At 73.4% G+C, this 14,217-nt stretch carries 16 protein-coding genes; 11 read left to right on the top strand and 5 right to left on the bottom strand.

Features of this window, described 5'->3' with window-relative positions:
• Window positions 1–9 precede the first annotated feature (9 nt).
• Together IEY96_RS23430 and IEY96_RS23425 are read left to right on the top strand one after the other, a co-directional pair.
• On the top strand, window positions 10–1,299 hold the full coding sequence (locus IEY96_RS23430) for a sensor histidine kinase (RefSeq protein ID WP_189196957.1): 1,290 nt from the start codon (window positions 10–12) through the stop codon (window positions 1,297–1,299).
• Window positions 1,287–1,946, top strand: coding sequence for a response regulator transcription factor (locus IEY96_RS23425; RefSeq protein WP_189196956.1), 660 nt, complete (start codon window positions 1,287–1,289; stop codon window positions 1,944–1,946). The genes IEY96_RS23430 and IEY96_RS23425 overlap by 13 nt, the downstream gene beginning before the upstream one ends.
• A 5-nt stretch (window positions 1,947–1,951) precedes the next feature.
• Here IEY96_RS23425 and IEY96_RS23420 read toward each other — a convergent pair whose 3' ends face one another.
• The 4 genes from IEY96_RS23420 to IEY96_RS23405 form a co-directional block, all read right to left on the bottom strand.
• Window positions 1,952–2,374, bottom strand: coding sequence for an acyl-CoA thioesterase (locus tag IEY96_RS23420; RefSeq protein WP_189196955.1), 423 nt, complete (start codon window positions 2,372–2,374; stop codon window positions 1,952–1,954).
• A gap of 44 nt (window positions 2,375–2,418) precedes the next feature.
• Window positions 2,419–3,258 carry an amino acid ABC transporter ATP-binding protein gene (locus tag IEY96_RS23415; RefSeq protein WP_189196954.1) on the bottom strand — a complete coding sequence of 280 codons (840 nt, stop codon included), beginning with the start codon at window positions 3,256–3,258 and terminating at the stop codon, window positions 2,419–2,421.
• 4 nt (window positions 3,259–3,262) lie between these two features.
• Window positions 3,263–4,057 carry an amino acid ABC transporter permease gene (locus tag IEY96_RS23410; RefSeq protein ID WP_189196953.1) on the bottom strand — a complete coding sequence of 265 codons (795 nt, stop codon included), beginning with the start codon at window positions 4,055–4,057 and terminating at the stop codon, window positions 3,263–3,265.
• A gap of 67 nt (window positions 4,058–4,124) precedes the next feature.
• A complete protein-coding gene (locus IEY96_RS23405; RefSeq protein WP_189196952.1) occupies window positions 4,125–4,943 on the bottom strand; it encodes a basic amino acid ABC transporter substrate-binding protein in 819 nt (272 codons plus the stop codon).
• Window positions 4,944–5,156: 213 nt separating this feature from the next.
• On the opposite strand from IEY96_RS23405, the gene IEY96_RS23400 reads away from it, so the two are divergent.
• Window positions 5,157–5,756: a TetR/AcrR family transcriptional regulator gene (locus IEY96_RS23400; RefSeq protein ID WP_189196951.1), complete on the top strand. Its 600-nt coding sequence runs from the start codon at window positions 5,157–5,159 to the stop codon at window positions 5,754–5,756.
• A complete protein-coding gene (locus IEY96_RS23395; RefSeq protein ID WP_189196950.1) occupies window positions 5,753–7,381 on the top strand; it encodes an acyl-CoA dehydrogenase family protein in 1,629 nt (542 codons plus the stop codon). Before IEY96_RS23400 ends, IEY96_RS23395 begins: the two co-directional genes overlap by 4 nt.
• Before the next feature lie 21 nt (window positions 7,382–7,402).
• Here IEY96_RS23395 and IEY96_RS23390 read toward each other — a convergent pair whose 3' ends face one another.
• Window positions 7,403–8,002 (bottom strand): TetR-type transcription factor C-terminal domain-containing protein, encoded by a 600-nt coding sequence (locus IEY96_RS23390; protein ID WP_229791829.1) that lies wholly within the window; start codon window positions 8,000–8,002, stop codon window positions 7,403–7,405.
• A gap of 144 nt (window positions 8,003–8,146) precedes the next feature.
• On the opposite strand from IEY96_RS23390, the gene IEY96_RS23385 reads away from it, so the two are divergent.
• The 7 genes from IEY96_RS23385 to IEY96_RS23355 are packed head-to-tail and all read left to right on the top strand — an operon-like array spanning window position 8,147 to window position 14,215.
• The gene (locus tag IEY96_RS23385) at window positions 8,147–8,911 is read left to right on the top strand and encodes an SDR family oxidoreductase (RefSeq protein WP_189196949.1); all 765 of its coding nucleotides are present in this window, start codon (window positions 8,147–8,149) and stop codon (window positions 8,909–8,911) included.
• Window positions 8,911–9,693: an SDR family NAD(P)-dependent oxidoreductase gene (locus tag IEY96_RS23380; protein WP_189196948.1), complete on the top strand. Its 783-nt coding sequence runs from the start codon at window positions 8,911–8,913 to the stop codon at window positions 9,691–9,693. Before IEY96_RS23385 ends, IEY96_RS23380 begins: the two co-directional genes overlap by 1 nt.
• An 11-nt stretch (window positions 9,694–9,704) precedes the next feature.
• Complete coding sequence (locus tag IEY96_RS23375; RefSeq protein WP_229791828.1) at window positions 9,705–10,718, top strand: NADPH:quinone oxidoreductase family protein; 1,014 nt, start codon at window positions 9,705–9,707, stop codon at window positions 10,716–10,718.
• Window positions 10,715–11,470, top strand: coding sequence for a 3-oxoacyl-ACP reductase FabG (fabG, locus tag IEY96_RS23370; RefSeq protein WP_189196946.1), 756 nt, complete (start codon window positions 10,715–10,717; stop codon window positions 11,468–11,470). Before IEY96_RS23375 ends, fabG begins: the two co-directional genes overlap by 4 nt.
• Window positions 11,471–11,487: 17 nt before the next feature.
• Window positions 11,488–11,940: a MaoC family dehydratase gene (locus tag IEY96_RS23365; RefSeq protein WP_189196945.1), complete on the top strand. Its 453-nt coding sequence runs from the start codon at window positions 11,488–11,490 to the stop codon at window positions 11,938–11,940.
• Window positions 11,937–12,965 carry a phosphotransferase family protein gene (locus IEY96_RS23360; RefSeq protein WP_189196944.1) on the top strand — a complete coding sequence of 343 codons (1,029 nt, stop codon included), beginning with the start codon at window positions 11,937–11,939 and terminating at the stop codon, window positions 12,963–12,965. The genes IEY96_RS23365 and IEY96_RS23360 overlap by 4 nt, the downstream gene beginning before the upstream one ends.
• Window positions 12,965–14,215 (top strand): acyl-CoA dehydrogenase family protein, encoded by a 1,251-nt coding sequence (locus IEY96_RS23355; protein ID WP_189196943.1) that lies wholly within the window; start codon window positions 12,965–12,967, stop codon window positions 14,213–14,215. The genes IEY96_RS23360 and IEY96_RS23355 overlap by 1 nt, the downstream gene beginning before the upstream one ends.
• The last annotated feature ends 2 nt before the right edge of the window (window positions 14,216–14,217 follow it).

The raw sequence follows: 14,217 nt of genomic DNA, 5'->3' as shown, positions 1-14,217 counted from the left end.
CGTGACGACATGACCTTGGACGAGCCCCGGCACCTGGCGGAGGCCCTGCGCCGGCCCCGCTACCTGATCTCCGCGTGGCCCTGGCGCGCGCTGGCGTACGCCGTCACCACCGTGCCGCTGTCCGGCGTCCTCGCGGTCGGGCTGTCCGTGGTGGGGGCGCCGCTGCTCGCCGTGGTCACCGCGGCACAGCGGGGCCGCCCCGTCGCCCTCCCCCTCGTCGCCGTCCTCACCGTCGTCGCCCTGGCCGCGCTGGCCGTCGCTCCGCTCGCGAGCGCCCCGCTGGCCGTGGTGGAGCGGTGGCGGCTCGGCGTCGTCGACGGGCGTCCACTGCCCGGGCCCCGGGTACGCGGGCTGGCCGCGCGGTACACCACGGCCGCCGGGTGGCGGGAGGTGGCGTACGCGGCCTGGCTGGGCGGTGTCGTGCCGTTGGCGTACGGGATGTTCGCCCTGCTCGTCCTGCTCGACGTCACGCTGGTCGCGGGCCCGTGGCTGGCCGGGGGCGCCGAGCGGATCGTGCTGGTCTGGACCACCGTGGACACCCCCGGCGCGGCGGTCCCGTACGCCGTCGCGGGGCTGCTCGCCGTGCCGGGGCTGGGTTACCTGGCCGGCCTGCTCGTGGCGGGGCAGGCAGCGGTGGCCCGCCGGCTGCTCGGCGCCCCGCCCGACGGGACGGCGCTGCGCGAGGTCACCCGCTCCCGCGCCCGCCTGGTCGGCGCCTACGAGGCCGAACGCCGCCGGATCGAGCGGGACGTGCACGACGGGGCCCAGCCGCGGCTGACCAGCCTCACCCTCCAGCTGGGGCTGGCCCGGCTCGACGTGCCCGAGGACTCCCCCGCCGCGAAGCCCCTGGCCGTCGCCCACGAGCAGGCCAAGGAGCTGATGGTCACGCTGCGCGGGATCGTGCAGGGCATCCGCCCGCAGCAGCTCACCGAACTCGGCCTGGCCGGGGCGGTGCGTGAGCTGGCCGCGCAGGCCACCGTCCCGGTCACCGTGCGTGCCGACCTCACCCGCCCGGTGCCGGAGCTGGTCGAGACCACCGCCTGGTACGTGGTCTCCGAGGCGCTGGGCAACGTCGCCCGGCACGCCGGGGCGAGCCGAGCCGAGGTCCGGCTCACGCTGCCCGACCGCCGCCTCGTCGTGGAGGTGGAGGACGACGGCCGGGGCGGCGCCGACCCGGCGCTGGGCACCGGGCTGACCGGGCTCGCCGACCGGGTCGCCGCGGTGGACGGGCGGTTGCTGCTGGCCAGCCCGCCCGGTGGTCCTACCCTCGTCCGGGTGGAGCTGCCGTGCCGCCCGTGACCCGGGTCGTTCTCGCCGAGGACGAGGTCCTCCTGCGGGAGGGCCTCGTCGGCCTGCTGACCCGGTTCGGCTTCGCCGTGGTCGCCGCCGTCGGCACGGCGCCCGCCCTGCTCGACGCCGTCCGCACCCACCGGCCGGAGCTGCTGGTGACCGACATCCGCATGCCGCCCGAGCACCGCGACGACGGGCTCCGGGCGGCGGTCGCGCTGCGCACGGAGCGGCCCGACCTGGCCGTGGTGGTGCTCAGCCAGCACGTGCAGAGCGGGTACGCGGCCGCGCTGCTCGACAGCGGCGACGGCCGGCGGGTCGGCTACCTGCTCAAGGACCGGGTCGCCGACGTCGCCGAGTTCGCCGACACCCTGCGCCGGGTGGCGGCCGGCGGCACCGCGGTCGACCCCGACGTGGTGCGGCACCTCCTGCGCCGCCCCCGGGACCCCCTGGCCGCCCTGTCACCCCGGGAGCGGGAGGTTCTGGCGCTGGTCGCCGAGGGCCACTCCAACGGGGCGATCGCCGCGCGGCTGCACGTCACCGAGGCGGCGGTCGGCAAGCACGTCGGGAACATCCTCACGAAGCTCGACCTGCCGCCCAACGACGACACCAACCGGCGGGTGCTGGCCGTGCTCACCTACCTGCGCTCCGGCGGGTAGGCGGCTCAGAGGTTCATGGGCGCGGGGTCGGTGGCCAGCTGGCGGAACCGCACGCGCGGGTCGGGCACCAGCCGCCGGGAGGACAGGTCCAGCAGGCCGCCCACCCCGGTGATCGTGGCAGCCTGCGTGCCGTCCGGCAGGGTGAGCTCCTGGACGATCTGGAAGGTCTTCCCCTCGCCCCAGCGGAACTCGCAGGACACGTCCACCTCGTCGCCGCCGCGCAGCTCCCGCAGGTAGCGCACGGTGACCTCCAGGGCCACCGGCCCCACCCCGCCGGCGAGGAGCCGGTCCTGTGCGATGCCGGCGGCGCGCAGGCACTCCCACCGGGCGTGCTCGCCGTACTGGAGGTAGACGGCCTGGTTCAGGTGGCCCTGGGTGTCGAGCTCGTAGCCGCGGACGGTGACGCGCACCCGGAACGGATCTGCCATGCGGTCGAGCCTAGACAGGGGTTACGACGACCCCGCCGCGGCGGTCACAGCTGGTGACGGTCGTCGGCCGGCAGCCCCGGCGCCGCGGGCGGCTCGGCGGCCTCGTCGGGCTGCCCGAGCTGCGCGACGTGGGTCGGGTCGAGGACCCGGGAGAGGAACGAGCGGGTCCGCTCGTGCCGGGGCGCGCCCAGCACCTCCTGCGGCGGCCCCTGCTCGACCACCACCCCACCGTCCATGAACACGACCCGGTCGGCGACGTCCCGCGCGAACGCCATCTCGTGGGTCACCACCATCATGGTCATGCCGTCCTCGGCGAGCTTGCGCATGACGGTGAGGACGTCGCCGACCAGCTCGGGGTCGAGCGCGGAGGTCGGCTCGTCGAAGAGCATCAGCTTGGGGTCCATGGACAGCGACCGGGCGATGGCGACCCGCTGCTGCTGCCCGCCGGAGAGCTGGGCCGGGAAGGCGCCGGCCTTGTCGCTGAGCCCGACGCGTTCCAGGTTGGCGCGCGCGACCCGCTCCGACTCGGCGCGCCCGCGACGGAGCACCCGGCGCTGGGCGATGGTGAGGTTGTCCAGCACGGTGAGGTGCGGGAAGAGGTTGAACGACTGGAAGACCATGCCGATGCCGCGGCGTACCGAGTCGATCTCGACGTCCGGGTCGGTCATCTCGGTCCCGTTGACCCAGATCCTGCCGGCGGTCGGCTCCTCCAGCAGGTTGACGCACCGCAGCAGCGTCGACTTGCCGGACCCGGACGGCCCGATGACGCAGACCACCTCGCCGTGGCCGACCTCGAAGTCGATGCCCTTGAGCACCTCGAGCGGGCCGAAGGACTTGTGCAGGTCGCGGATCTCGACGGCGGGCTGGGACTGGCTGGTCGTCATGGGGTCACCGAGCCTTGGCGTAGCGGAGTTCGAGGCGGCGTACCACCTGGGACAGGGGCAGGGTGATGATCAGGTAGGTGAGGCCGGCCACCAGCAGCGGGGTGGCGTTCACCCGGTCGTTGAGCGTGTCCCGGCCGAACTTCGTCACCTCGATGGTCTGCGCCGTCACGCCGAGCACGTAGGCGAGCGACGAGTCCTTGGTGAGCAGGATCAGTTCGTTGGTCAGCGGGGGGATCACGATCCGGAACGCCTGGGGAATGACGATCGTGCGCATCGCGGTGAAGTGCGACATGCCGAGGGTGCGCGCCGCCTCCATCTGCCCCTTCGGCACGGCCTGGATGCCGGCGCGGATGGTCTCGGCCATGTAGGCCGCCGCGGTCAGTCCGAGACCGATCGTGATCGACCCGAACACGCCGCCCGGGATCTCGCGCTCCGGAAAGGCGATGGGGATGCCGTACCCGACGAGGAAGAGCACCAGCAGCGCGGGCAGACCCCGGAACAGCTCGATGTACGCCGTCGCCACCCAGCGGTACGGAGCCACCCGGGACAGCCGCATCAGCGCGAGGACGGTGCCGAAGACGAGGCCGAAGGCGAACGCGCCCAGCGTGTAGAGGATCGTGTTCCGCAGCGCGACGGTGATGATCGTCGGGAACATCGACTCGATGATGTCGACGCGGAAGAACGCTTCCCTCAGCCGACCCCAGTCCGCCGCGAGGACCACCACGGCGATGACGGCCACGAAGGCCAGGTACTGGAGCCAGAGGGACAGCCGTTCTCGTTGGCGGCGTCGCAGCTTCACGGTTCGGCGCTCCTAGCGAGGTGCGGAGGGCGCGCGCCCGGCGCGCGCCCTCCGGCCGGTGGGTGGCTCAGGCGTTCGGCTTCTTGCCGATCCACTTCTCGTAGATCGTGTCGTAGGTGCCGTCCTGCTTCGCCTTGGCGAGCACCTCGTTGATCTTCTTGAGCAGCTCCGGGTTGCCGTCCTTCTTCACCGAGAAGCCGTACTGCTCACCGGTGTCGAACTCGGCGGTCACCTCGAACCCGCCCGGGTGTTCCTTGATGTACTCGGTCCAGACCGGCAGGTCGTTGATCGCGGCCTCGATCTGGCCGTTGGCCAGCGCCTGCTGCTCCGCGGCGAGGTCCTCGAACTCGACGAGCTGCAGGCCCTTCTCCTTCTCGAACTTCTTGGCGTAGTCGCGGCCGGTGGTCGCGGCCTGGACGCCGACCTTCTTGCCCTTGAGGTCGTCGAGCGACTTGTACGACTTCCCGGTCTTGACCAGCAGGGCCTGGGTCGCGTCGAAGTAGGGATCGGAGAAGTTCATGACCTTCTGCCGTTCCTCGGTGATGGTCATGCCGGCGGCGGCCGCGTCGCACTTGCCGGTGTTCAGGTCCTGGCCGGACTTGATCCCCTCAAACGGCGTGTCGACGATCTTCTGCTCGACGCCCAGGTCCTTGGCGACCAGGTCCATCACGTCGACGTCGAACCCGACCACCTTGCCGGCGGCGTCCTTCGACTGGAACGGCGCGTACGGCAGGTGGGTGCAGACGGTGAGCTTGCCCTTCTCGACGAGCTTGACCCCGCTCGCCTGGGTCTCGCCGTCCTCCTTCTTGGCGCATCCCGCGGTCGCCGCGAGGGCGGCGATCGCCACGATGACGCCAGCCCTGCGGACTGCGCTGGAGAAAGTCACGACAGTGTCCCTCCGATCGACCCCGGTGTGACAGGCAGCCAGGGGTGGTGCAAAGACGATGTGCCAGGGGACGGTACCCGATCGACGGAGGCACACCAAGATCACTGCGGCCGTCCGCGTCCAAGCTGTGACCGATCCGGCCGGTGAACCCGGCACCCGGCCCGCAACCGGGCGCCCTTGCCGGCAAGGACTGAATGGTGGTTCACTTCTTGCGTGGCCTACCGGAGCACCGAGCGCGTCAAGGCTCGGCTGAGCGCCTCGCGCGAGCGGATCATCGCCGCCGCGCTGGCGATCATGGCCGGGCACGGCTATGCCGGCTGCTCGGTCGCGGCCGTCGCCGAGCGGGCCGGCGTCGCCACCGGCAGCGTCTACCGCCACTTCCCCACCAAGGCCCACCTGTTCGCCGAGGTGTTCCGCACCGCCTCGCAGCGGGAGGTGGACGCCGTCGCGCGCGCCGCCGCGCTGGAGGCCACCGCCGCCGACCAGGTGTCCGCCGTCGTCGAGACGTTCTCCGGCCGCGCGCTGCGCTCGCCGCGGCTGGCGTACGCGCTGCTCGCCGAGCCGGTCGACCCGGCGGTCGACGCCGAACGGCTCACCTTCCGCCGCGCGTACGCCGACCTGATCGCCGGCTACGTCGCGGCCGGGGTGGCGAGCGGCGAACTGCCCCCGCAGGACCCCGAGTTGACCGCGACCGCGCTCGTCGGCGCCCTGGCCGAGGCCATGGTCGGCCCGCTGGCCGCCGGGGTCGCCGGCCCGGCCACCATCCCCGACCTGATCAGGTTCATCCACCGCGCGCTGGGAGTGTCGCCGTGACCACACACGAGGTCGTCAACCAGGTCCCCCCGCTGTCCGGCTACGACGCGGCGGACGACCCGGCGCTGCTCGACGGGCTGGACCGCGAGGGCGCCGGCTGGGCCGCCGCGGAGCTGCACGAACTCGGCCGCCTCGGCGGCGCCGCGCCGGCGATCGAGCACGGGCGGCTGGCCAACGAGCACCCGCCGGTCCTGCGCACCCACGACCGCTACGGCCACCGGATCGACGAGGTGGAGTTCCACCCGGCCTGGCACGAGTTGATGCGTACCGCGGTCACCCACGGCCTGCACGCCGCGCCGTGGGCGGACGACCGGCCCGGTGCGCACGTGGCCCGGGCGGCCAAGTTCTACACGTGGCGCCCCGACGCGGGCCACGGCTGCCCGATCTCGATGACCTACGCCGCCGTGCCCGCGCTGCGGCACGCCCCGGACCTGGCCGCGCGCTACGAGCCGCTGCTCACCGCAACGGCGTACGACTTCGGGCTGCGTGCGCCGCTGACCAAGCGGGGGCTGCTGGCCGGCATGTCGATGACGGAGAAGCAGGGCGGCTCGGACGTGCGCGCCAACTCCACCGTCGCGCACCCCGACCCGGACGGCACCTACCGGCTCGTCGGGCACAAGTGGTTCACCTCGGCGCCGATGTGCGACATCTTCCTCACCCTCGCCCAGGCGCCGGGCGGGCTCACCTGCTTCCTCGTCCCGCGGGTCCTGCCCGACGGCACGCGCAACCCCCTGCGGCTGATGCGCCTCAAGGACAAACTCGGCAACCGGTCCAACGCCTCGGCGGAGATCGAGTACGAGCACGCGGTCGCCTGGCGGGTCGGGGACGAGGGCCGTGGCGTGCGCACCATCATCGACATGGTCAACCTGACCCGCCTCGACTGCGTCATCGGCGCGGCGGCCGGGATGCGGCAGGGGGTGATCACCGCCGTCCACCATGCCACCCACCGGGCGGCCTTCGGCCGGTACCTGGTCGACCAGCCGCTGATGCGCAACGTGCTCGCCGACCTCGCGGTCGAGTCCGAGGCCGCCACCGTCCTCATGATGCGGCTCGCCGGAGCGACCGACCGGTCCGCGCGCGGCGACGCCGCCGAGACGGCGTTCAAGCGGCTCGCCCTCGCCGTCGGCAAGTACTGGGTGTGCAAGCGCTGGCCGGCGCACGCCGCCGAGGCCCTCGAATGCCTGGGCGGCAACGGCTACGTCGAGGAGTCGGGCATGCCGCGGCTGTTCCGGGAGTCGCCGCTGAACTCGATCTGGGAGGGCTCCGGCAACGTCGCCGCGCTGGACGTCCTGCGCGCGGTCGCGAAGGAGCCCCAGGTCATGGAGGCGTTCCAGGCGGAGGCGAGCGCCGCCGCCGGCGCCGACCCGCGGCTCGACGCCGCGCTGCGGCAGGTGCGGGCCGACCTGTCCGACCGCGACGACCTGGAGCTGCGGGCCCGCCGGGTCGTCGAACGGCTCGCCCTGGTCCTGCAGGGCTCGCTGCTGGTGCGGCACGGCCACCCGGCCGTCGCGGACGCCTTCTGCGCCTCCCGCCTCGGCGGCGACCACGGCCAGGCGTTCGGCACACTGCCGAGCGGTGTCGACTTCGCCACGATCATCTCCCGCGCCGCACCGAAGGTGGGCTGACCGGAACCCGGCCCGCCCGGGTCAGCGGGCGCCGACGATGCGCAGCGCCATCTCGGCGTACCGGGCGGCGATGTACTCGGGGACCAGGTCGCCGCCGTCCCGGTACCACCGGCCCACGTCGACGCCGAGGGAGAGCAGGGCGGCGGCCGCCATCCGCGGGTCCGGCGTCTCGAAGACCCCGGCGCTCACGCCCGCCTCCACGAGCTGCCGGATCGCCTGTTCGATGCGGTGGCGGATCTCCCGGATCTCGGTGAGGTGCGCGGGGCTGAGCGCGGCCAGCTCGTAGTTGACCACCCGGGTGGTGGTGTGGTCGCGGGCGTGGGTCACGACGAAGTCGTGGACCACCCGCCGCAGCGCCGTGGCCGGGTCGGCGGACGAGGCGACCGCCTCCCGCACCAGCCGCAGCACGTGCTCGTGCCCCGAGCGCGAGATCAGGTAGAGCAGCTCCTCCTTGGACTTGTGATGCACGTACAGCGCGGCGGGGCTCAGCCCGGCCGCGGCCGCGATGTCGCGGGTCGTCGTGCCGTGGAAGCCCCGCTCGGCGAAGGCGGTGACGGCTGCCTCGAGCAGCCGGGCGCGGGTCGCGTCGGCGCGGGACTGCTCGGCGCTGTCGGTCACCACGCGTCCACCTTCCCTCCTGAGCCTCGGCCGGCATTGATACCACAACCGGCCGGCGCCGACCTGTTGACGACTCCCGCCGGGCTGTCGCACACTCCCTCAGACACATTCTAAGCAAGCGCTTAGTAACTTTCGGAGGGGGTGGCCGTGTCGGAGGCCGCGTCGAGCAGATTCGCCGGTCGCACGGCGATCGTCACCGGTGCCAGCCGCGGCATCGGCCTGGCCATCGCCGAGCGGCTGGTCGCCGACGGCGCCAAGGTGGTCGTCACGGCACGCAAGCGGGAGGCGCTGGACCAGGCGGTCGCCCGGCTGGGCGCCGAGCACGCGATCGGCGTCGCCGGGCACGCCGACGACCCCGACCACCAGGCCGAGGTGGTGACCCGGGCGATCGACACCTTCGGCAGCGCGGACTTCCTGGTCAACAACACCGGCGTCAACCCGGCGTACGGCCCGCTGGTCGAGCTGGACCTGGCCGCGGCCCGCAAGGTCTTCGAGGTGAACTGCCTCGCCGCGCTGTCCTGGGTGCAGCAGGTCCACCGGGCCTGGCTGGGCGAGCACGGGGGCGCGGTGGTCAACGTCTCCTCGGTGGCCGGCGTCCGGCCCGCCTCCGGCATCGGCTTCTACGGCGCCAGCAAGGCGATGCTCACCCACCTCACCCAGCAGCTCGCCGTCGAGCTGGGGCCGGACATCCGGGTGAACGCGGTCGCCCCGGCCGTGGTGAAGACGAGGTTCGCCACCGCCCTCTACGAGGGCCGGGAGGAGGAGGTCGCGGCGGCGTACCCGCTCAAGCGGCTCGGCGTCCCCACGGACGTCGGCAGCGTCGTCGCGTTCCTGCTCTCCGAGGACGCCGCCTGGATCACCGGTCAACTGCTCGTCGTCGACGGCGGTCTCACCCTGAGCGGAGGTGTCTGATGCCGGTACGGGACAGGGGCGTCGTCGTGACCGGCGCCGGGCACGGGATCGGCCGCGCGCTGGCCACCCGGCTCGCCGCCGAGGGGGCGCGGGTCGTGGTCAACGACCTCGACGGCGAGGCGGCCCGGCGGGTGGCCGAGGCGATCGGCGGCTGGGCCGCTCCCGGCGACGCCGCCACCGAACAGGGCGTCGCCGCGCTGGTCGACACGGCCCGCGGCCACCTCGGCGACATCGACGTCTGGTTCGGCAACGCCGGGATCGACCGGGGGCGCGGACTGGACGCCGGTGAGGCGGATTGGGCCGCCAGCCACGAGGTGAACGTCATGGCCCACGTGCGGGCCGCGCGACTGCTGATCCCCGCCTGGGTCGAGCGCGGCGCGGGCCGCTTCGTGGTGACCGCGTCCGCGGCCGGGCTGCTCACCACGCTCGGGAATCCGGCGTACGCGGTCAGCAAGCACGCCTGCGTCGCGTTCGCGGAGTGGCTGTCGGCGACGTACCGGCATCGCGGTGTCGTGGTGCAGGCCATCTGCCCGCAGGGCGTGCGGACCCGGATGCTCGACCGGACCGGACCGCTGCGGGACCTGATCAGCCGCGACGGGGCGCTCACCCCGGAGGACGTGGCCGAGGCGACGTGGGAGGCCCTGCACGACGACCGGTTCCTGGTCCTGCCGCATCCCCGGGTGGCGGACTACTACCGGCACCGCGCCACCGACACCGACCGCTGGCTCGACGGCATGAACCGGCTGCAGCGGCAGCTCGAGGACGAGGGGGCGTTCCGGTGAGGGCATTGCGGGTGACCGAGCTCGGCGAGCCCCGCGACGTGCTGCGGCTCGTCGACGTGCCCGACCCGGAGCCGGGCCCCGGACAGCTCGTGGTCCGGGTGCTGGCGTCCCCGGCCAACTTCCCCGACGTCCTCATGTGCCGCGGCGAGTACCAGGTCCGGCCGGAGCTGCCGTTCACCCCGGGGGTCGAGCTGTGCGGCGAGGTCGTCGCGCTCGGCGAGGGGGTGACCGGGTTCGCCGTCGGCGACCGGGTGCTCGGCGGCGCGGCGCTGCCCCACGGCGGGTTCGCCGAGTCCGCGCTGCTGGACGCCGCGACCACGTTCCCCGCGCCACCGGCGCTCGACGACGCCGAGGCCTCCGCCCTCTACATCGGCTACCAGACCGGCTGGTTCGGCCTGCACCGGCGGGCCGCGCTGCGCGCCGGCGAGACGCTGCTGGTGCACGCGGCGGCCGGCGGCGTCGGCAGCGCGGCCGTCCAGCTCGGCAAGGCGGCCGGGGCCCGGGTGATCGCCGTCGTCGGTGGTCCGGAGAAGGCCGCGGTGGCCCGCGCGCTCGGCGCCGACGTGGTGGTGGACCGGCGCGACGAGGACTTCGTCGAGGTGGTCAGGGCCGAGACCGGTGGCCGGGGCGCCGACGTCGTCTACGACCCGGTCGGCGGCGACACCTACCAGCGTTCGACCAAGTGCGTGGCCTTCGAGGGCCGGATCCTCGTGGCCGGCTTCGCCGGTGGCCGCATCCAGTCCGCCGCGCTCAACCACGCCCTGGTGAAGAACTACTCGATCGTCGGCCTGCACTGGGGCCTCTACCAGCGCCACGACCCGGCCGCCGTCGCCGAGTGCCATCGTGCCCTCACCGCGCTGGCCGCCCAGGGCGCCGTACGGCCCCTGGTCAGCGAGCGCCTCCCGCTCGACGAGGTGGCCGCCGGGGTGCAGCGGCTCGCCGACGGCGCCACCGTCGGCCGGGTGGCGTACGTCCCGCTTCCGACCCGCCCTCACCCCATCCATCGAGGAGTTGACGCGCCATGACCAGCACGCGCACCGCCGTCGTCACCGGAGCGGCCCGTGGCATCGGGGCCGGCGTCGCGAGGCGACTGGCCCGGGACGGCTTCGCCGTCGCCGTCGTCGACCTGGACGAGGCGGCGGGCCAGCCGCTCGTCGACGAGATCGTGGCCGCGGGCGGCCGGGCCCTGGCCGTCGGCGCCGACGTCGCCGACGAGCAGGCGGTACGGGCGGCCGTGGACCGGATCGCCGCAGAGCTGGCGGAGCCCACGATCCTGGTCAACAACGCCGGCATCACCCGGGACAACCTGCTGTTCAAGATGACCGCCGACGACTGGGACGCGGTCGTGAACGTGCACCTGCGCGGCTCGTTCCTGATGACCCGCGCCGTGCAGGGCTACATGACCAGCGCCGGTTGGGGACGGATCGTCAACCTGTCCAGCACCTCCGCGCTGGGCAACCGCGGCCAGGCCAACTACGCGGCCGCGAAGGCGGGGTTGCAGGGCTTCACCAAGACCCTCGCCCTGGAACTCGGGAAGTTCGGGGTCACGGCGAACGCGATCGCCCCGGGCTTCATCGAGACCGAGATGACCGCCGCCACGGCGGCCCGGCTCGGCGTGCCGTTCGAGGAGTTCAAGCGGGCCGCCGCGGCGCAGATCCCGGTCGCCCGCACCGGCACGCCGGAGGACATCGCGCACGCCGTGTCGTTCCTCGTCAGCGAGGGCGCCGGCTTCGTGTCCGGCCAGGTGCTGTACGTCGCCGGCGGGCCGAAGTCCTGAGTGGAGGAGGCGAGACGATGAGGGTCTTCGAGAGCATCGAGGAGCTGGAGCGGGCGGTCGGCACCCATCTCGGGCACTCCGACTGGCACCGGATCAGCCAGCAGCAGATCGACGCCTTCGCCGAGGCGACCGGTGACCGCCAGTGGATCCACGTCGACCCGGTGCGGGCCGCCCGCAGCCCGTTCGGCGGGACGATCGCGCACGGGTACCTGACGCTGTCGCTGGTGCCCATGCTGGTCTGGCAGGTCTACCGGGTCGAGGGGCTGACCATGGGGGTCAACTACGGCGCCAACAAGCTTCGCTTCCCCGCTCCGGTCCCGGTCGACTCGGAGGTGCGGGCCGGCGTGGAGCTGCTGTCGCTGGCGCCCGGCGGGGGCGGCTACCAGCTGACCGCGAAGGTGACCGTCGAGCTGGCGGGCGCCGAGAAGCCGGCCCGCGTCGTCGAGACCGTCAGCGTCCTGGTCCCGTGACGGCCCCGGCGCTCCCCGACCCGCCGGGCCTCGACCTGGCCCGGCTCGCCGACTGGTTCGCCGCCTCGGTGCCCGGGGCGACGGGGGTGTCGACCGCCCGGCTGATCGCCGGCGGAAAGTCCAACCTCACCTACGAGGTGGGTGACGGGCGGACGACCTGGATCGTGCGGCGGCCGCCGCTGGGGCACGTGCTCTCGACCGCGCACGACATGGCCCGGGAGTACCGGGTCATGTCGGCGCTGCACGCCACCGACGTGCCGGTCCCGGCGACCTACGCGCTCTGCGCGGACGCCGACGTCCTCGGCGCGCCGTTCTACGTGATGGAGCGGGTCGCCGGCACGGCGTACCGGCACGCGGCCGAACTCGAACGGCTCGGCCCGGAACGCACCCGGGTCGTCTCGGCCAGGCTGGTCGACACCCTGGCCACCCTGCACGCGGTCGACCCTGCGGCTGTGGGATTGGCCGACTTCGGCCGGCCCGAGGGATTCCTGGCCCGGCAGGTGCGGCGGTGGCGCAAGCAGCTGGACGCGTCGTACTGCCGCGACCTGCCGGCCGCCGACGAGCTGTACGCCCGCCTGGCGGCCGGGGTGCCGGCCGACTCGGCGCCGGGCATCGTGCACGGCGACTACCGCCTCGACAACGTCCTCGTCGACGACCGGGACCGCCTCGCCGCGGTCATCGACTGGGAGATGGCCACACTCGGCGACCCGCTGACCGACCTGGCGCTGCTGGTGCTCTACCAGCGTCTCGGCCGGCTCGTGGGCACGGCCGTGGCCGAGGCGTCGTCCGCGCCCGGCTTCCTGACCGAGGACGAGATCCTCGAACGGTACGCGGCGGCGCGCGGGGGCGCCCTTCCGCCACTCGGCTTCCACCTCGGCCTGGCGGCCTTCAAGCTGGCCGCGATCCTCGAGGGCATCCACGTCCGCCACCTGCGTGGCCAGACCGTCGGGGCCGGCTTCGAGCAGCTCGGCGAGGTCACCGAGCTGCTCCTCGACGCCGGCCTGACCTACCTGAAGGAGCACTGATGGACTTCGCCCTGGACCCGCGGACCGAGGGACTGCGCGACAACCTCCTGGACTTCATGGACCGCCAGATCCATCCGGCCGAGCAGGTCTTCCACGAGCAGCTCGGGCAGCTCGGCGACCGGTGGGCCTGGGACTCGGTGCCGGTGCTCGCGCAGCTGCGCACCGCGGCCAGGAAGCGGGGGCTGTGGAACCTCTTCCTGCCGGGTGAGCACGGGGCCGGCCTGACCAACCTCCAGTACGCCCCGCTCGCGGAGATCACCGGGCGGAGCCACCTGGCGCCCGCCGTGCTCAACTGCGCCGCCCCGGACACCGGCAACATGGAGGTGCTGGCGATGTTCGGCACCGCCCAGCAGCGCAAGCAGTGGCTGGAGCCGCTGCTGGACGCCGAGATCCGGTCCTCGTTCGCCATGACGGAGCCCGACGTGGCGTCGTCGGACGCCACGAACATCGCGACCCGGATCGAGCGGGACGGCGACCACTACGTGATCAACGGCCGGAAGTGGTGGATCACCGGCGCGATGAACCCCAACGCGCGGATCCTCATCGTCATGGGCAAGACCGATCCGCAGGCCGACCGGCACCGCCAGCAGTCCATGGTGCTGGTCCCGCGGGACACCCCGGGCCTGGAGGTCGTCCGCGGCATGGAGGTGTTCGGCTACGACGACCACGACCACGGCGGTCACGCCGAGCTGGAGTTCCACGACGTCCGCGTGCCGGTGGAGAACCTGATCGGCGCCGAGGGCGACGGCTTCGCGATCGCGCAGGCCAGGCTGGGGCCCGGCCGCATCCACCACTGCATGCGCTCGATCGGCCTCGCGGAGCGGGCCGTCGAGCTGATGTGTGCGCGCGCCGAGCAGCGGGTCGCGTTCGGCCGGCCGCTGGCCGAGCAGGGCGTGATCCGAGAGTGGATCGCCGAGTCGCGGGTGCGGATCGAGCAGCTGCGCCTGCTGGTGCTCAAGACGGCCTGGCTCATGGACACCGTGGGCAACAAGGGCGCGCACACCGAGATCCAGGCCATCAAGATCGCGACCCCGGCCACCGTCCAGTGGATCCTGGACAAGGCGATCCAGGTGCACGGGGCGGCGGGGCTGTCCCAGGACTTCCCGCTGGCGAGGGCCTACGCCGGTATCCGCACGCTGCGTTTCGCCGACGGCCCCGACGAGGTGCACCGGAACGCCCTGGCCCGCCACGAGCTGCGGCGCCAGGCGGCCGCGAGGCGGCGGAACGACACCGAGGGGGGCACGGCCTAGGG

The sequence above is a fragment of the Micromonospora fulviviridis genome (assembly GCF_014648395.1).
Lineage (GTDB): Bacteria > Actinomycetota > Actinomycetes > Mycobacteriales > Micromonosporaceae > Micromonospora > Micromonospora fulviviridis.
This window is presented reverse-complemented; position numbering and strand designations above follow the sequence as displayed.